The 16,896-nt window shown below is 58.3% G+C and carries 23 protein-coding genes and 1 pseudogene; 11 read left to right on the top strand and 13 right to left on the bottom strand.

What is annotated here, in order from left to right:
• Window positions 1–15: 15 nt before the first annotated feature.
• The 3 genes and pseudogenes from BCS37_RS12280 to BCS37_RS09695 all read right to left on the bottom strand — a co-directional run bounded on the left by BCS37_RS12280 (window position 16) and on the right by BCS37_RS09695 (window position 1,348).
• Window positions 16–166 (bottom strand): annotated as a pseudogene (locus BCS37_RS12280) (secretion protein HlyD).
• Window positions 163–831, bottom strand: coding sequence for a hypothetical protein (locus tag BCS37_RS09700; RefSeq protein ID WP_069181240.1), 669 nt, complete (start codon window positions 829–831; stop codon window positions 163–165). Before BCS37_RS09700 ends, BCS37_RS12280 begins: the two are co-directional and overlap by 4 nt.
• Window positions 832–865: 34 nt before the next feature.
• Window positions 866–1,348 (bottom strand): acetyltransferase, encoded by a 483-nt coding sequence (locus BCS37_RS09695; protein WP_069181239.1) that lies wholly within the window; start codon window positions 1,346–1,348, stop codon window positions 866–868.
• Between the two features lie 108 nt (window positions 1,349–1,456).
• Here BCS37_RS09695 and BCS37_RS09690 point away from each other — a divergent pair, with 108 nt between their 5' ends.
• On the top strand, window positions 1,457–1,888 hold the full coding sequence (locus BCS37_RS09690) for an EamA family transporter (protein WP_069181238.1): 432 nt from the start codon (window positions 1,457–1,459) through the stop codon (window positions 1,886–1,888).
• An 85-nt stretch (window positions 1,889–1,973) separates the two neighbouring features.
• Here BCS37_RS09690 and BCS37_RS09685 read toward each other — a convergent pair whose 3' ends face one another.
• The 10 genes from BCS37_RS09685 to BCS37_RS09640 all read right to left on the bottom strand — a co-directional run bounded on the left by BCS37_RS09685 (window position 1,974) and on the right by BCS37_RS09640 (window position 7,778).
• The gene (locus tag BCS37_RS09685; protein ID WP_069181237.1) at window positions 1,974–2,267 is read right to left on the bottom strand and encodes a hypothetical protein; all 294 of its coding nucleotides are present in this window, start codon (window positions 2,265–2,267) and stop codon (window positions 1,974–1,976) included.
• Window positions 2,268–2,390: 123 nt separating this feature from the next.
• A complete protein-coding gene (nrdG, locus tag BCS37_RS09680) occupies window positions 2,391–2,912 on the bottom strand; it encodes an anaerobic ribonucleoside-triphosphate reductase activating protein (protein WP_069181236.1) in 522 nt (173 codons plus the stop codon).
• Window positions 2,890–3,174, bottom strand: coding sequence for an anaerobic ribonucleoside-triphosphate reductase (nrdD, locus tag BCS37_RS09675; RefSeq protein WP_006304909.1), 285 nt, complete (start codon window positions 3,172–3,174; stop codon window positions 2,890–2,892). Before nrdD ends, nrdG begins: the two co-directional genes overlap by 23 nt.
• A 301-nt stretch (window positions 3,175–3,475) precedes the next feature.
• On the bottom strand, window positions 3,476–4,564 hold the full coding sequence (locus BCS37_RS09670) for a mechanosensitive ion channel family protein (protein ID WP_069181235.1): 1,089 nt from the start codon (window positions 4,562–4,564) through the stop codon (window positions 3,476–3,478).
• 24 nt (window positions 4,565–4,588) lie between these two features.
• Entirely contained in the window at window positions 4,589–5,044 is a 456-nt protein-coding gene (locus BCS37_RS09665) for a hypothetical protein (protein ID WP_069181234.1), read from the bottom strand.
• Entirely contained in the window at window positions 5,041–5,409 is a 369-nt protein-coding gene (locus BCS37_RS09660; RefSeq protein ID WP_069181233.1) for a response regulator, read from the bottom strand. The genes BCS37_RS09665 and BCS37_RS09660 overlap by 4 nt, the downstream gene beginning before the upstream one ends.
• A gap of 23 nt (window positions 5,410–5,432) precedes the next feature.
• Window positions 5,433–5,822, bottom strand: a complete 390-nt coding sequence (locus BCS37_RS09655) for a cytidine deaminase (RefSeq protein ID WP_069181232.1) — start codon at window positions 5,820–5,822, stop codon at window positions 5,433–5,435.
• Complete coding sequence (locus BCS37_RS09650; protein ID WP_069181231.1) at window positions 5,819–6,037, bottom strand: hypothetical protein; 219 nt, start codon at window positions 6,035–6,037, stop codon at window positions 5,819–5,821. The genes BCS37_RS09655 and BCS37_RS09650 overlap by 4 nt, the downstream gene beginning before the upstream one ends.
• 10 nt (window positions 6,038–6,047) lie before the next feature.
• Window positions 6,048–7,232, bottom strand: a complete 1,185-nt coding sequence (locus tag BCS37_RS09645; protein WP_069181230.1) for a phosphopentomutase — start codon at window positions 7,230–7,232, stop codon at window positions 6,048–6,050.
• Between the two features lie 12 nt (window positions 7,233–7,244).
• Window positions 7,245–7,778, bottom strand: coding sequence for a GNAT family N-acetyltransferase (locus BCS37_RS09640; RefSeq protein WP_069181586.1), 534 nt, complete (start codon window positions 7,776–7,778; stop codon window positions 7,245–7,247).
• A 164-nt stretch (window positions 7,779–7,942) separates the two neighbouring features.
• Here BCS37_RS09640 and BCS37_RS09635 point away from each other — a divergent pair, with 164 nt between their 5' ends.
• The 10 genes from BCS37_RS09635 to BCS37_RS09590 all read left to right on the top strand — a co-directional run bounded on the left by BCS37_RS09635 (window position 7,943) and on the right by BCS37_RS09590 (window position 16,896).
• Window positions 7,943–8,425, top strand: coding sequence for a hypothetical protein (locus BCS37_RS09635; protein WP_069181229.1), 483 nt, complete (start codon window positions 7,943–7,945; stop codon window positions 8,423–8,425).
• A 28-nt stretch (window positions 8,426–8,453) separates the two neighbouring features.
• A complete protein-coding gene (locus BCS37_RS09630; protein ID WP_069181228.1) occupies window positions 8,454–9,482 on the top strand; it encodes a rod shape-determining protein in 1,029 nt (342 codons plus the stop codon).
• A 65-nt stretch (window positions 9,483–9,547) separates the two neighbouring features.
• Window positions 9,548–10,348 carry a flagellar basal-body rod protein FlgF gene (gene flgF, locus BCS37_RS09625; RefSeq protein WP_069181227.1) on the top strand — a complete coding sequence of 267 codons (801 nt, stop codon included), beginning with the start codon at window positions 9,548–9,550 and terminating at the stop codon, window positions 10,346–10,348.
• A 77-nt stretch (window positions 10,349–10,425) separates the two neighbouring features.
• On the top strand, window positions 10,426–11,220 hold the full coding sequence (flgG, locus tag BCS37_RS09620) for a flagellar basal-body rod protein FlgG (protein WP_069181226.1): 795 nt from the start codon (window positions 10,426–10,428) through the stop codon (window positions 11,218–11,220).
• On the top strand, window positions 11,217–11,984 hold the full coding sequence (gene flgA, locus BCS37_RS09615) for a flagellar basal body P-ring formation chaperone FlgA (RefSeq protein ID WP_069181225.1): 768 nt from the start codon (window positions 11,217–11,219) through the stop codon (window positions 11,982–11,984). The genes flgG and flgA overlap by 4 nt, the downstream gene beginning before the upstream one ends.
• 38 nt (window positions 11,985–12,022) lie before the next feature.
• A complete protein-coding gene (locus BCS37_RS09610; protein WP_069181585.1) occupies window positions 12,023–12,622 on the top strand; it encodes a flagellar basal body L-ring protein FlgH in 600 nt (199 codons plus the stop codon).
• A 15-nt stretch (window positions 12,623–12,637) separates the two neighbouring features.
• Window positions 12,638–13,753 (top strand): flagellar basal body P-ring protein FlgI, encoded by a 1,116-nt coding sequence (locus BCS37_RS09605; RefSeq protein ID WP_069181224.1) that lies wholly within the window; start codon window positions 12,638–12,640, stop codon window positions 13,751–13,753.
• Window positions 13,754–13,770: 17 nt separating this feature from the next.
• Window positions 13,771–14,199, top strand: a complete 429-nt coding sequence (locus BCS37_RS09600; RefSeq protein ID WP_069181223.1) for a rod-binding protein — start codon at window positions 13,771–13,773, stop codon at window positions 14,197–14,199.
• A 91-nt stretch (window positions 14,200–14,290) separates the two neighbouring features.
• Window positions 14,291–15,784, top strand: coding sequence for a phosphodiester glycosidase family protein (locus BCS37_RS09595; protein WP_069181222.1), 1,494 nt, complete (start codon window positions 14,291–14,293; stop codon window positions 15,782–15,784).
• A 134-nt stretch (window positions 15,785–15,918) separates the two neighbouring features.
• Window positions 15,919–16,896, top strand: coding sequence for a polyprenyl synthetase family protein (locus BCS37_RS09590; RefSeq protein WP_069181221.1), 978 nt, complete (start codon window positions 15,919–15,921; stop codon window positions 16,894–16,896).

Raw genomic sequence — 16,896 nt, 5'->3', positions numbered from 1 at the left:
ATGGATTCTCCTGTCTTAAGGAAGCACTGACAAATTCAGCACCGCCGTCTTAGCACATCTTTTTCGCCCTGTCTGTGTCGACAAATCCTCCACATAGCGGACGGCTATGCGTCCGGTTTGTCTCCTTGACAGGACAAAAAATCTGCACCAATACGACGGACTTCATTTTATCAGAGATTCCTTTATCGGAAAGAGCAGCTGGAGGATGTGGACGCCTGTCTTGCCGCACGCGTCGATGCCGTCGCGGCAGTATTTGCACGAGCAGACGGCCTTCTCCGTCGGCAGCTTCTGTGCGTGCCGCTGAAAGTAGGCATGCTGCTCCTCCTCCGTCATGGGGGTGAACATGGGAGAGCTGCCGTTCTCGTAGCGGCGCGGGATAAGCTTCGCGTTGCCGGGAAAGCAGGGCGCGAGCAGAGCGTGTCCGTGGAAGCGGGTCTTGTCGAAATTCTCCTCCTGCTCGACGATCGTCACGTTCATCTTGCGCAGGAGGGAGCGGATCGCCTCCTGCATACCGCGCCGCTCCACCGCCGCCCAGCAGTCCTGCACGGTCATGCGCTCGCCGCCGTAGTCGGGGAAGGGGAAATCCGCGTCCCGATCGATCAACTCCCAGACGTAGGTGAATGCGCCCGCGCGGGAGCTCTCCTCGACGATGTTCGCGCAGTTGTTGCATAGGACGATTGCGTGATCCTCCGGCGTCAGCTTCGGGTGGTGCGGGCGGCAGCAGCCTGCGGTCTGCACACCGTGTTGCTCCTCAAGATAGCGGCGTACCGCCGCGCTCTCGGCGGGAAAGTCCGCCTGAACTTTGCAGCTCGGATAAAAGATCGTTGACATAGATGTGCTCTCCTAAATGTGTAATCGCGTATGCTCACATGCTCCATTCGTAGGCGCGGCGCGGTGTGCCGTCCCAGACGCGGACGATGCCGCAGTACACGAAACCGTTCGTGAGAAAGCCGTGCTGCATGGGGTGGTTGTCCGCGTGGGTGTCGACGCGCAGATGATTGTATCGTGTGCGCGCGAAGTCCAGCATGGCGCGAAAGACTCCGTGCTCCGTCCCATCGCTTGCCGCGCGGTGCATTGCCGCATAGGGCGAGGAGTCGCGCCATGCCCCGTCAATCTTGGCATAACTTGGATCCTCACCGGGGACGAGGGCAAAGACGGCATAGAGATGTCCCGTCTCGTTTTCCATCACCCAGAGTATATTTTTCGTGATGTCTGCGCGTATGATATCCTCCGGCGGATAGCCTCCGCTCCACTGCGTCACGTTGCCCGAGCGCCGCATAAAGGCACGTGCTGCCTCGTAGATGCGCAGGATCTCGGGAATGTCCTGCACCGTTGCTTGTCGTATCATTTCGCTCCCTCCTATAGCTTCCTATTTTACACGATGGCTGCAGATTTTGAAAGATGCGTTTGTGACAGCGGGCAAACAATGCTATACTAAAATTCAGGAGGGATGGCAATGAGTGCATGGCTCATCTATGCGCTGCTCTCGGCGCTGTGTGCGGCGTTCGTATCCATCTTCGGCAAGGCGGGACTCACAGGGCTTGACAGCAGCGCAGCGACGGCGGTGCGCGCTGCGATTATGGCTGTGTTTCTTGTGGGTGTGGTTATCGCAGAAGGGCATACCGCTGACCTGCCGCAGGTGTTTGCCGACAGGAAGGCGCTGCTCTTCGTCGCACTCAGCGGCATCGCAGGTGCGCTCTCGTGGCTCTTCTACTTTATGGCACTCAAGGAGGGGACGGTCACGCAGGTCGCTCCGATCGATAAGCTGAGTGTTGTCTTCGCCGTTGCGATTGCCGTCTTGCTCTTCGACGAAAAAGTCAGTTTTCTGCATGGCATCGCAATCGCCATGATCGCGGCGGGCGGACTCCTGCTTGCGATTTTTCCATAATGAAAAAGCCTGCGTTGTTTGTGAGGCAGGACATAAATAGAGGCTGCAGCACAAGGTTTTACTCCGTGCTGCAGCCTCTCGTACGTTACTGTTCGTCTTCGTGGATTTTCTTATTGGCACGCGCTAAGAAGTCTGCGATCTCCCCCGTGTGCTCCACCGGTATCCAGACGGAGGCCTTGGGTTTCCAACGATCCTGAGCCCGCTTCCGATAGAATGGGGTGACGGCGGTGTAACGGCGCCCGCGTGAGCGGATAATGGAGACCCGCAGCGCCTGTGTCGCAGAGATCTCGAGCATGCCGATCTCGACGGTTGCGTCGATGTTCAGGGCAAGCTCCTTTGTCCCCTTTACCTTTTCTGCTCGTGTCGTCTTTGCTGCCATAGTTGATTCCTCCCAACAACATCTTCCTCATCTGAATCATACCATTTTTTTATCCATATGCCAAGATTTTCTAACAAAATCCCCCACACAAGAAAAATGCTTTGCCTGTGTGGGGGGATTTGTCTATTCGTCTGCGTACAAGAGTGTGAGTGTGCCGGTGGCGCGCGTCGCGGCGAGGTCGATGACACGCTGATTGCGCGAGCCGCGGAAATGAAGGGTGAGATCACGTTCCTCTGCGCGGTAGTCACCGTCGACGAGAACGTCGAGCTCATCGAGCAGGGCATTTACGGCGGGATTCTCCTGTGCGCGCAGCTCCTCGAGGGTGTAGCCTGTGTAGCTCCATACGTCGAGGCCGCGCGCGTGTGCTCCGCGTGCAAGCGGGAGCAGTGCTGCGGGCTGCAGGAAGGGCTCACCGCCGCTGAGGGTGAGCCCTGTGAGAAGTGGGTTGGCATCGAGCTGTGCGAGTACCGCGCCGACGGTCGTCATGCGCCCTCCGACGAGGGGCTGTGTGTCCGGATTATGACAGCCCGGACAGCGGCGCGGACAGCCCTGTGTAAAGACTGTCAAACGGATGCCCTCGCCATCCACAATGGAATCGCTTGCGATCCCCGAGATGTGGATCTCAGTGGAGTCCGTGCTTGACACGTTCGTGCTCCTCGGCCTGCTTGGCGTTGTTCCAACGATCCGTGGTGCCGACCAGGTAGCCCGTGATGCGGCGAACGCGCTCAAACTTCGGCTGACGCATCTCGTAGCCGAGCGTGACGCGGCCGTCATCCGTACCCGTGATGGAGAGGCGGTCGAGCTTCTCATGGGTCTGACCCTCGATGTATGCAATGTAATTTTCTACCTCGTGCGGGGTAATATCCGAGAGGCCGTTTACGGTGACGTTGATATCGTTGACAATCATGCTGCATTCTCCTTTTTCGCGCCTGTTTGCAGCGCGGTTTTTCTCTGCGGCGACGCATCGCCGGTTCGTGAGGATTATACAACATCTAGTGGGTGCTCGTCAATAGGAAATCTATATCTAGTTGTTTGCCCACAGACTTATCAACAGGGATTTTTTGGAAATCGGGATGATTTTCGTCGAAATGCCGATAAAAAAAGGCGCGGCGGGCATGGATATCGGCATAGAGTTATCCACAGTTTCCCTAGGGGGAACCTGTGGGATTTGTGGATAAATGAAGACAGGTACAAGCTTCTATGTGCGTTTATGAAGCAGTACCCTGTGGATTGTTTTCCGCTGCTTCTGCATTTTCCTGAATGATGGTCCGGATGGGATAGGGGATATCGATGCCCTCGGTACGGTAGCGGTCGGTGAGTGCCTTGATGAACTCATGCTTGATGATGCCCTGGTTGTCGAACATGCTCGACGGCAGGATGACGTTGAAGTTGATGGAGGAGTCGCCGAAGTCCGTGTAGCGCACGAGCGGCTCTGCGTTCGGATTGTCGTCCACGCGTGCGAGCACTTCCTTCGCCGTCTCGATGGTGACGCGCTCGACAGTGGCGAGGTCGCTGTCATACGCGACGCCGACAGGGACGCTGATGTTGATGTTCAGCGTGGGCAGGCTGAAATTCGTGATGTTCGCGCCCGCGATGGTCTTGTTCGGAATGACGACGGTGTTGCCCGCACCGAGCGGGATGATGGCGGTAAAGCGCCATGTGATGTCCGTGACGCGCCCCTCCTCGCCCGAGCCGAGGCGGATGTAGTCGCCGATGCGCAGCTGCTTGGACAGGATGAGGTGGAGTCCGGAAAAGATGTTGGCAAGCATCTCCTGCAGGGCAAGAGCGACTGCCATGCCGCCGACGCCCGCTGCTGTCAGGATCGGAGCGATGGAGATGCCGTAGTACTGGAGGATAACGAGCAGCCCCATGGCGTAGATGACGCCGATAAGGATGTTGTTGAGCAGGGTCGTCTTGGGCAGATTCCTGCCCGAGCGTTCGAAGTACATGGTGACGACACCGTCGACGGTGCGTGCGAGGACGCGCGTGATGGAGAAGACGTTGCTTGTAAAGAGGAGGTACGAGAGCAGCTTTGTGAGTGTCGGCGAGATCTCCACGGCGTCGATCGCCCAGTAAAGACCGATGATGAAGCTGAAGAAGATGGGAACGCCCTGCATGGAACGGATGAAGACGTACTTCCACGTGCTCTCTTCGACCGCAAGATGGTGATCGATGTAGCGGCGGATGAGGCGGTCGGCGATGATGCCCACCGTGAGGGCGGCGAGGACGATGCTCGCAGGGACGAGGAGGAGATCGACGAGGTTGTCGAAGTTGAGTGTGTGTGAGAATATGGTCAAGTGGGGCTCCTTTCCAAAGACAATTCAATGCGCCTGTGCCGGGAGGAACTCTTCCTGTGCTGCCATGAGGCGCATACCGCCGGCCGGGCTTGTGATGAAATATGAAAACACCGCAGTGTTCGGTGCTGCCGCTCCGTGGTAGTGGCGCGGCGGGTCGATGATGGAGACGGCAATACCGTCCTCACGCATGCGGGAGGAGAAGTGTCCGTTGACGACGTTGAAGAATTCACTGACAGCGTCGACAGCAAGCTCCTCCATACCGTCGAGCGAGACACCGCTGTAGCCGCTCGCGAGTGCATAGAATGCATCCACGGAGGCGGCAAGTGCGACAATGAGCGGATTGCTGCCTATGTCGAGCCGCTGCGACAGAGTAATGTAGAACTCTTCTTCCGCCTCCGTACCCATCGCGGCCGTTATGTGCGCATAGTCGGCGATTCCTGAGAGGAATGCATCCGTGTAGCTTTGATGGAATGCGTTCATTGTCCCTCCACGCACTGCCGTATTTTGGCGAGCGCTGCTGTGATCTCGTGATCGGAATAGGGCTTCTGGATGAACATAAGAGCGCCGTACTCGTTGGCGTACGCAATGTTTTCCTCCGTAGCAGCTGTCGAGAGCATGACGACGGGGAGGCGCGGATGTGTTCTGCGCAGACTCCGCAGGACGCTGCAGCCGTCGAGCTTCGGAAGGATGATGTCGAGAAAGACCGCATCGGGCGCTTTGTCCGCGATGCGCCGCAGCGCCTCTTCTCCGTCCCGTGCCTCGATGGTTGTATGTCCGCGGTCAGAGAGTTCTGCCTTGAGCTTGATTCGAACGAGGCGTGAGTCATCAACAATGAGGATCTTCATGGGGTATCTCCTATCGCAATAGATCAAGGCAGCGCTGCCGCGCCGAAGGCGTGCGGCAGCAGTTCGGCGGGGGTGAGGACGCGCAGGTCGCCCGCCGTGTTGGCAAGGATGACGCGTGCGATCGGGAACTCCACGAGCACCTGACGGCACATGCCGCAGGGCGCGCATGGCGCAGGGCTGTCAGCGATGACGGCAAGCGCCTCGAATTCGCGTTCCCCCGCTGTGACGGCGGCGGCGATTGCCGCGCGTTCAGCACAGATGCCGACGGAATAAGAGGCGTTCTCCACGTTGACGCCGCCGTAGATCTTCCCGCTCCGTGCGAGGAGAGCTGCACCGACGGCGAAGCCGGAGTAGGGGGCGTAGGCACGGCTGCGGAATTCTGCAGCGCGTGCGACGAGTTCACGATCGTTCATGTCATCCCTCCGTATCTGTGTGCCCCATAGATCCGTTTCATAGGGGCGGGTGCCTCTGCGATTGTCATGCCGCGCAGACAGCTTGCCATGAGGAGCTCCGCGGTCTGATCGTCGAGGATCGTGCCGCCGATATAGCCGCCTGCCCGGCAGGCGATCTCTGTGCGCGTGAGTGTGCCGCCGCGTTTTTTCTTCGTGATGATATCGCATATATTCATAGGGAGGCTCCTATCTGAGTACGCGCGGAAGGAAACTTTCGCCCTTTGTCGTAAGATGCGCGTCAAAGATGTCCGCAATCGTTGCGCCGAGCATCGCGAAGGTCGGGTAGGTTCCGAGATTCACAGGTGCAATTTTTTTCCCATAGACGAGCAGCGGAACGTACTCGCGCGTGTGATCCGTGCCCTCTGCACCCGGGTCGCAGCCGTGATCCGCCGTAATCATCAGTACGTCGCCTTCACGCATGGCGGGGAGAAAACCCGCAAGCCAGTCGTCGAATTCCTGCATGGCACGTGCATAGCCAGGAATGTCGCGGCGGTGCCCGTAGATCATGTCGCCGTCGACGAGGTTGATGAACGCAAGCCCCGTGAAATCCTCTGCAAGGAGTGCCGTGGTCTTTGCCATGCCGTCCGCATTCGACTCGTTTGCGCCGAGCGAGCGCGTGAGCCCGCGTCCGCCGAAGATGTCGGAGATCTTGCCGACACCGATCACATCACGCCCCGCACGGCTTAGTGCGTCGAGCACGGTATCGCCCGTCGGATCGAGGGAGAAATCATGGCGGTGCGGCGTGCGCTCATAGTTCGGGTACGTGCCGACAAAGGGGCGCGCGATGATGCGTCCGACCCCGTGCACACCCTGCATGATCGCGCGTGCCTGACGACAGTAGTCGTAAAGCGTGTCCACGGGAACGTGCTTTTCATGCGCCGCGATCTGCAGCACGCTGTCGGCGGAGGTGTAGACGATGAGTGCGCCCGTCTCCTCGTGCTCACGTCCGTAGTCATGGATGACCGCTGTGCCGGAGTACGGCTTGTTGCAGAGAATCTTGCGTCCGAATGCTGTCTCGAGCGCTGCAGTCACCTCGCGAGGAAAGCCGTCGGGGTAGGTCGGCAGCGGCTCATTGCGCACAATGCCCGCCATCTCCCAGTGCCCGATGGTCGTATCCTTGCCGCGCGAGAGCTCGCGCAGACGTGCATGTGCACCGATGGGGGCAGCGGACGGTGTACCGCACGCAGCACCGTCGATATTGTAGAGTCCGAGCCGTGTCAGATTCGCTGCGGGAAAGAGTCCGCTCTGCGAAACAGAGCGGAGCGTGCTGCACGTCGCATCATCGCCGAACTCCGCCGCATCGGGGGCTGCGCCGCAGCCGAAGCTGTCGAGTACGACGAGAAAGACGCGCTTGATTCCACTGTTTTGCATGATGTCACCTTCCTATAATTCCAACCCGTTTCGCTTGCGCGCACGGTATTCGCGATCGAGGATGCCGAGCACAACAAGATTTTCGTAGACCCCGCGATGCAGGATCGTCTCACGGATGAGCGCCTCGCGCACCATGCCCTCGCTCTCGTAGAGGTGGAGCGCACGTGCGTTGTAGTCCTTGCAGTCGAGCCATGCGCGATGTGCGCCCATATCCTCGAACGCCCATGCCTTCAGCAGCTTCATCGCCTCGTGTCCGTAACCGAGTCCTTTCTTGCCGATGATGACGTGCGTCCACTCCTGTTCCTTTGTCTCAAGCAGCAGACCTGTGACATGGAGATAGCCGACGCGTTCCCCGCCGTGCTCCTCGACAATGAGATCCATTGCTGCCTGTGCCTGTGTGACGATGGTCTCGTGATCTGCGCGTGAGAACGGGACAATGTAGTCGCTGTTCTCCTTTGCCTCCTGCAGTGCGCAGATATAGTCGATATCTGCAGGCTCTGCACGGCGCAGGCGCAGACGCGGCCCCTCTTTTAAAATTTCTGCCATAGGATTCCCCTTCATTTCAAAAACCTTCCTTTATTTTACCTTGAATGGACATCGAAATGCAAGGCGTCTGTGATCGTGCGCATAATTATAGATTGACGATACGGGACGAACATCTTATAATGGAAGAACTAAATAGGGAATGTATGTCAAATGGGAGGAAGGGCATGGCAGCACAGAAAAAACCGTCGGTGCGCGATGTGCTATGGCGCAAGAAGCGCGCACGCGATCAGATGCTCGACGCGGTCGGGCATCTCTGCGACGAAGCATGGGCACTTTTCGAAAAGATTGCCGCGGATCGCTCCGCACATACAAAGGATGCCGTAACTGCAAGGGAACTTACGCTCCGTCTGCGTTCGCTTGCCTATCTCATCGAGGGTGAGCACTACATTGACCGCATTGCCTTCGAACTGCAGACGAAAGAGGTCTATCTGACCGCGAATGAGGTTGCAAAATCCTACGTCTCAGAAATGGTTCTGCGGTATCTCGACGCCATCCTTCTCTACGGAAAACAATCCGAGTGGGACAGTGAAGAGTTTCAGACGGAGTATCGGACTTCGCTGGAAAAAAATCTTGAGGAGATCCGCGCGAAGCTCATTCCTGCGGCACCGCAGCAGGCGGAGGAGAACGAGAGCGCCCAAGACGACTGATTGTGACAGCATAGGAGGATTGCCGTAGATGTTCGGTATGTCAATGGATATAGGAATCGACCTTGGTACGGCGAATGTGCTCGTCTATGTCAAGGGGAAGGGGGTTGTTCTCCGGGAACCCGCTGTAGTCGCGGTGAACCGCGATACGAATCAGGTGCTCGCGATCGGTGAGGAGGCGCGGCAGATGATCGGGCGTACGCCCGGAAACATCGTTGCGATCCGGCCGCTGCGCGACGGTGTCATCGCCGACTATGACATTACGGAGAGCATGCTGCGCTTTTTCATCGAAAAGGTGGTCGGGCGCAGCATCGTCTTCCGCCCGCGCATCATGATCTGCATCCCGTCGGGTGTGACGATGGTGGAGCAGCGTGCCGTACAGGAGGCTGCCGAACAGGCGGGCGCGCGGCACATTCAGCTCATCGAGGAGCCGCTTGCGGCGGCGATGGGGGCGGGGCTTGACATTGTCGAGGCACAGGGTTCGATGGTTGTCGATATCGGCGGCGGTACGACGGATGTCGCCGTCATCAGTCTTGGCGGTGTTGTGACGAGTGAAAGCATTCGTGTTGCGGGCGATTCCTTTGACGAAGATTTGATCAACTACGTCAAGCGCGAGTTCAATCTGCTCATCGGAGAGCGCACGGCGGAGGAAGTCAAGCTGCGCGTCGGCGCGGCATATACGTCAGCACGGCGCGAACAGATGGACATACGCGGACGCGACCTGCTCACAGGATTGCCGAAGAACATCATAATCTCCACGGCGCAGGCATCCGCAGCCATTGAGGGCTCAGTCATGCGCATTGTCGACTGCGTGAAGAAGGTGCTCGAGGAAACGCCGCCGGAACTTGCGGCGGATATCATGGACCGCGGCATTGTCCTGACGGGCGGCGGCGCACTGCTCTACGGCATGGCGGAACTGATTCAGCGTGAGACAGGCACACCGACACTCGTGGCGGATGAACCGATGACCTGCGTGGCGCTCGGCTGCGGCAAGGCGCTTGATATCTTTGACAAATTCGACGGCAAAGCAACGAATACAAGTTTTGGACGAAAAAAATAGAGGAAAAATAAATCTTACAGCGAAATTATATAAGACAACGGTTTTCGGAAAAAGAGGGATGAACTATGTGGAGAGGACTCTATATCGCGGCTTCGGGGATGATCACGGAGACCAAGCATACGGACATGATTGCGAACAACCTCGCCAACGCGTCGACGACGGGCTTTAAGCGCGACGACATGGCGATTCGTGAGTTCGAGCCGATGCTGCTTCGCCGCATCAACGATCAGTCGGCAGACACGGATGTGACGAGCTTCAAGGGGTTCCGCATCGGTATGGGCGCGCCCGTGGTCGGTACGCTCGGCCTTGGTTCTGCCGTGGATGAGATCGCAACGGATCACCTGCAGGGCGCGCTGCAGACAACGGGGAACACATACGACTTTGCGATCTCCGGCGAGGGCTACTTCGTCGTCGACACACCGCAGGGGCCTCGTTACACGCGCGACGGCAGCTTCTACCGATCGAGCAACGGGCAGCTGCAGAACGTGCGCGGACAGGCGGTGCTCTCAGCGCAGGGCCGTCCGATCACGATTCCGGAGAACGCCGTACACGTGAATGTCTCGAGCGATGGGCGCATCTATGCGAACGGCGCAGAGATCGCGCAGCTTGGCTTTGTCCAGTTCGACGCACCGAATGCGGTCATCAAGCAGGGGGATAACCTCTACCGCCCGCAGGAGGGCGCACGGCCGCAGCAGGCGACGGGCGTTATCGAGCAGGGCATGCTCGAGATGTCGAATACAAGCGTTGTCACGGAGATGGTCGAGCTCATCAACAACTACCGTGTCTATGAAGCGGGCTCGAAGGCAGTGCAGACACAGGACAGCCTGCTCGACAAGGCGGTCAATGATGTCGGACGTACGAGTTAAAATGATTTAAGAAATAGAGACGTTCATCCGATATAAAGATGTAGACATAAAAACTTCCTTGGAGGGGGATATCGACTATGATGCGAGCACTCTGGTCTGCGGCGTCCGGCATGAAGGCGCAGCAGGTTCACATGGACATCGTTGCGCACAACATCGCAAACGTCAATACCTATGGCGGCAAGAAAGTGCGTGCAGAGTTCCAGGATCTTGTCTATCAGACGCTCCGCGAGGCGGGAGCGCAGAACGGCGCGGATTCACAGTACCCGACGGCGCTTCAGATCGGTCTCGGTACGCGTGTTGCGGCGACGCAGCGTGTCTTTACGCAGGGCGCACTCCAGACAACGGACAATCCAACCGACATCGGCATTCAGGGCGAGGGCTTCTTCCGTGTCACGATGCCGGATGGTTCAACGGCATACACACGGGACGGCACGTGGAAGCTCGACAGCGACCGCCGCATGGTGACGTCGGACGGCTATCTGCTCGCCGACGGTATTACGATCGGTCAGAACGCGCCGTCGGACTCCATCACGATCTCCGGCGACGGCCGCGTCTCCTACCGTGAGGCAGGGCAGACGCAGCAGCAGGAGGCGGGGCAGATTACGCTCGCACGTTTTGTGAATCCGGCAGGTCTCACCGCCATTGGCAAGAACCTCTTCGTCGTATCCGATGCCTCGGGTGAGGCGATCGAGTCGAATCCGGGTGTGGATGGTGCCGGCACCCTTACGCAGGGTACGCTCGAGATGAGCAATGTGCAGATCGTTGAGGAAATGGTCGAGATGATCGTCTCCCAGCGCGCATATGAGTCCAACTCCAAGGCGATCACGACATCGGATTCGATGCTCGAGATTGCAAACTCGCTCAAGCGTTGATCGATCAAAGATGTACGATTACAGCCATTCTATGCCTATGGAGTGGCTTATTCGCTTTTCTGTGGACGGCGACGACTTTTGCTGCTCCGTACAATCCCGCACAGGGCGATCGCTTCCCAACGGTTCTCTCCTCCGCACAGCTCTCGGCACTCGCCGAGCAGAAGATTGCGGAAAAATTGGGCGAAATCGGCGAGACACGGCGGCATGAGCTGTACCTTCAGCGTGCGGCATCAACCATGCACCTGCCGGCCGGGGAGGTAACTGCAGTTGTCGAGTTCCCGCGCGGGCTGCCGTATGGACGCGAGTTCCCGACAGTCTTTGCCGTCTATGTGGACGGTGCGCTTTATCGGCGTGCGACGAGCTACTATCGGCTGACGGTCTATGACCGCGTACTTGTAGCAATGACGGACATCCGTGCGGAGGACACGATCACCCCCGCGAATGCGCGTGTGGAGGAACGGGCGGTGGATACCCTGCCCGAGGTGACGGTCACGGATTTTGCGCGTCTGAACGGACGCGTTGCAGGACGCTACATCCGCAAGGACAGCATCATCACACCCGCGGTCTTGGCGATGCCGCTTGTCGTACGGGCGGGCAACTCTGTGGAACTTGTCCTTGACGCGAATGGTATTGTCGTTCGTGCAGAGGGCGTGGCGATTGAGAGCGGGCGCATCGGCTATGAGATCCGTGTGCGCAACGTGCGCTCCGGCAAGATTCTGCGCGGCAGGGTGATCGACGCTGCAACCGTGCAGATCATCGGATAAAGGATTTGATGGTGAAAATTTTCCATAAGGAGTTCGATATGCGTAAACAAAAATGGCTTGCAGGGGTTCTGGCGGCTGCTCTGTGCACAGCGTCTCTTGCCCCCACCGTCTCGGCAGAATCCCTGTGGAACAATCCGAACGGACACCCGCCGAAGAACCTGTTTGCCGATCACCGTGCGACGGGGATCGGGGATATTGTCACCATCGTGATCAGTGAGACGACGACCACGTCGGCGACGCGCAGCTCTGCGAATGAGAAGAGCGGCTCGGTGAACATCGGTGCGGGGCTTGGAATATTCGACTTCCTGCAGGCGGCTTCCGCAAGCGGGTCGGACAAGTTCAGTGCGAAGGGCTCTGCCTCCTCCTCGAACCGCGTTGCAGGCAATGTTACAGTTACGGTCATCGATGTTCTGCCAAACGGCAACTTCGTCCTGGAAGGGACGCAGTCCATCTGGCAGAACCGCAACGAGCACAAGATCGTCTTCCGCGGCACCTGCCGTCCCGAGGATATCTCGAGCGCTAATACGATCCTCTCGACGCGCGTGGCGGACGCCACTGTGCGCTTTGACGGCAAGGGACCTCTGAACGCGAAGCAGCGGCAGGGCATTCTTACACAGATCTTCAACATTCTGTTCTGACAGGAGGCGCTTTCTATGAAGAAAATTGGCATCCTTCTGCTCCTCCTTGGGCTTGTGATCGGTACACAGCCGGGCATCGCGGCGGCAGACTCCGCCGTGACGCGGATCAAGGATATCTCCAAAGTACAGGGCGTGCGCTCCAACCAGCTCATGGGCTACGGCCTCGTGGTCGGCCTTGACGGCACGGGCGACGGATCGAGCTCTGGCGAGACGGTGCAGTCCATTGCGAATATGCTCACGAGCTATGGAATCACGGTCAACAGCAGTTCGATCAAACTCAAGAACGTCGCGGCGGTTATGGTGACGGCGACGCTGCCGCCTTTCGTGCGGGAAGGGGATACCGTCGATGTGACGGTATCGTCGATCGGCGATGCGAAGAGTCTGCGCGGCGGTACGCTGCTTCAGACGCCGCTGCGCGCGGGCAACGGCGAGGTCTATGTCGTGGCACAGGGCGGTGTCTCTACGGGCGGATTTACGGCGGGGAGCGGCGGAAGCAGTACAACAAAGGCGTTCCCGACGGTCGGCATTGCCGTGAACGGCGGTATTGTCGAGCGTACCGTGGAGGACGACGGCATCGGCTCGAACGGGCAGATCTCGCTCTCGCTTGCACGACCTGATTTCACGACGGCAGCGCGTGTTGCGGGTGCCATCAATGCACAGTACGGCAGCATTGCACAGGCGAGCAATCCCGGCCGTGTCGATGTGGCGGTTCCTTCGTATTTCCGCGGCAACGTGGTCGGTTTTGTCGCCTCGATTGAGGATTTGCCGGTTCGCCCCGACAACATGGCGCGTGTCGTTGTGAACGAACGCACCGGGACGATCGTCATGGGCGGAGACGTTTCTGTCGATGCCGTTGCGATCACGCAGGGCGGTCTTACAATCCGCATTCAGGAGAATCCGGATGTGTCACAGCCCGCACCGTTTAGCTACGGCAATACCGTGGTGACGGATAATCCCGATGTCGAAGTGAAGGATTCGAAGGGCAGCACGATTGTCCTGCCGGCGACGACGAACATCAGCGATATTGTGGGCGCACTGAATACGGTGGGCGCAAGTCCGCGCGATACGATTTCGATTTTGCAGGCGATGAAGGCAGCGGGTGCTCTGCATGCCGAACTCGACATTGTGTAAGCAGTGGGAGGCAACGTATGACGATCCAGCCAATCAGCGATAATTCTCTCTTGGGCGGCGCCGCGCAGACCTCCTATGATGCTGCGCGGATGAGCGCCGAGAGCAAATCCTTTCAGGCGACGCTCGATGAGCTTCAGCGCAAGGCGGAGACGCGTCCTGCGGCGGAAACTGCGGGCTATGTGCCAAGGAATCCGATGACGGATGCGGAACGGGAGGCCAAGAACCTGCATGAGGCATGCGAAGGCTTCGAGGCAATGTTTCTGAGCATGATGTATAAGCAGATGCGTGCAACGGTGCCCGAGACGGAGCTCTTTGGAAAGAAGTCGAATGCCATCAAGATCTTCGAGGATATGCGCGATACTGAACTGATGAATTCCGTGGCGAAGGGCGGCGGCATTGGTATCGCGGACATGATGTACAAGCAGTTGACCATCAACAAACGCTGAGAGAAGAGACAACGGAGTTTTATAAGGGGAAGCTGCCCGTGCAGCGTCCCCTTTTCTATTGCACCGATAAAATGCTTAGTTTGGAGTATTTATGCGTATTTTGAAGAAAATTCTCGTGACTGGGGCAGCCCTTCTGCTGACCATGTCTTCCTATGCATTTGCAGCGGGACTGACTGATCTGCGCACGTCGAGCACGGCGGAACGTGATCGGCTGGTGTTTGATTTCACGGAGATGCCCGTCTATCATGTCAGCCTGTCCGAGGACGGACGCGAGCTGACTCTTGACTTTGCGGATACGGACGAAACTGCATTTCATCGTACTGCTGTACGCACGAAGCGTATTGATGCCGTTTCCTACGCCGCACGCAGGGGGCATTTTTATGTAACCGTCACAATGGCGAAGGGCATGGGATATTCGCTTGGCAACCTGATGAATCCCACCCGCGTGTTCCTCGATATTACGCCTGCGTCCGGGAAAGAATCGCCCAAGCAGATTGTTCCCGCCACGCCGCCTATGCGGCCGGCAAAGCCGACGGGCGATGCGCCTTCGCCTACGGAACAGGAAAAGCAGACGTTCCCGATTCTGCGTGAGGAGCAGGTCGCTGCGGGATTGCTGCAGCGTACTTACATCTATAAGGACGAAGACGGGCAGGTGTCTGCGTACTTCGTCGAGGCGGACCCGACGCGCTACAGCGTTCGCCCGGCGCTTGCGCGCGGCATCATCCCCGGTCGGCAGACGGTCAGCGGCATTGCACGCGATACGAATGCGGCGGCGGCGATCAACGCGTCCTACTTTGCATTGAATGGTGAGATCCTCGGTGTGACAAAGATCGACGGTACGATCGTCGGGACGACTTACTATGACCGCAGCGCGTTCGGTGTCATGCCGGACGGCTCCTTCGTATTTGGTACGGTTTCCTACAACGGCATGGTGAAGATTGATCAGGTGACGCTCCCCGTCTCAGGAGTTAATGCCGAGCGCGGCGAGAATGGGCTCGTCATCTACAACCGCGCTTACGGCAGATCGACCGGAACAAATCCCTACGGATTGGAATACGTGATCCGTGAAGGGCGTGTGGCGGAGATCAATACGAACGATTCGCCGATTCCCTCGGATGGCTACGTCGTCTCTGTCCACGGCTCCTCGATGGATGCGTTTGCAGGGGCGGGGGTGCGTCTGGGTGATCCGACCGTGCTCACGGAGCAAACGGGAAGTATGTGGGATCGCGCTGTGCAGATTGTCGGAGCGGGACCTCGCCTCGTCGAAAACGGTGCCGTGCATGTGACGGCGGGCGAGGAGCAGTTTCCTGGCGACATCCGCTATGGACGTGCGCCGCGCAGTGCCGTCGGCGTGACGCGGGCGGGCAAGGTCGTCTTTGTCGTGGTGGATGGGCGGCAGTCACACAGCCACGGGCTGACACTGACGGAATTCGCGGAGCTGCTCGTGAAATTCGGCGTACAGAATGCAATTAATCTCGACGGCGGCGGCTCTTCGGCACTTTATGTACATGGAACAGTATTGAATTCTCCATCGGATGGTTCAGAGCGTGCGGTCGGCAGCGCCCTGATTCTGCAGCAGAGATAATCACCCCCATGAGTGCAGGCTGTTGAAATAATTTTGACGGTCTTGGCGCAATATGATAGAATGTGTGGAGGTTTATACGTTGATAGAAGAAAGTTGGCGGCATTCATTTTGCGCCCGATGTAGGTGATACGACGTTGAAGAACGACATTTTTGATGTCATACAGGCGGATCTTGAGGAATTCGAGACGGCGCTTGCGGAGGCCGTTGCCTCTGAAACGGCGCTCATTACGGATATTGGAGAACATCTCATCTCCTCGGGCGGCAAGCGCTTGCGCCCCGCCCTTTTCCTGTTGGTGGCACGCGGGGGAACGGCGTTTGACCGTGCGCGTGCAATGCCGGTGGCGATCGCCCTCGAGCTCATTCACACAGCATCTCTCGTACATGACGATGTCATTGACGAGGCAGATACGCGGCGCGGCGCGGCGACGACAAATGCAAAATGGGGCAATCAGATTGCTATTTTGAGCGGTGATTTCCTGTTTGCCCGCGCGTTCAAGCTCGTTGCGGAGGCGGGGTATGATTCCTCGGTCTACGTCAAGCTCGCACAGCTCGTCTGCACGCTGAGTGAGGGTGAGATTCTTCAGGATCACACGGCCTATCAGGTGCCTGCGAGTGAGGATGCGTACTACGAACGTATTCGTAAGAAGACGGCGGACTTTCTCGAGATCTGCTGTGAGCTCGGCGGTGCGATCGGCGGCATGCGTGCGGCAGATACGGAGCGCATGGCGCTCTATGGGCACGCCATCGGCATGGCGTTCCAGATCACGGATGATCTGCTCGACTATCGGCAGACCTCGGAGGATATCGGCAAACCGGCGGGGCATGATCTCGCGCAGGGGTTTGTAACCCTGCCTGTCATCCGTGCACTCGCGGTGCTCGATGCAGAGAAGCGTGCGGAGCTCACGGCGCTGATTACGAATCCGCGGATGACGGAGGATGAGGTTGCACGTGCGCTTGCTGTCGTCCGTACGACGGACGGACTTGACTATGCACAAGCACAGGCGGATTCCTATTTGGAGCGCGCCAAGAATGCTCTGCCGGAAGCGCTCGATGAGAAGATTCGTGAGACCTGCCTGATGGCGGCAGACTTTATCGGCCGCAGAGAGTTTTAG

The sequence above is a fragment of the Selenomonas sp. oral taxon 920 genome, assembly GCF_001717585.1.
Taxonomy (GTDB): domain Bacteria; phylum Bacillota; class Negativicutes; order Selenomonadales; family Selenomonadaceae; genus Centipeda.
Note: the sequence above shows the minus strand (reverse complement) of the source record. Positions and strands in the feature narration are given on the sequence as shown.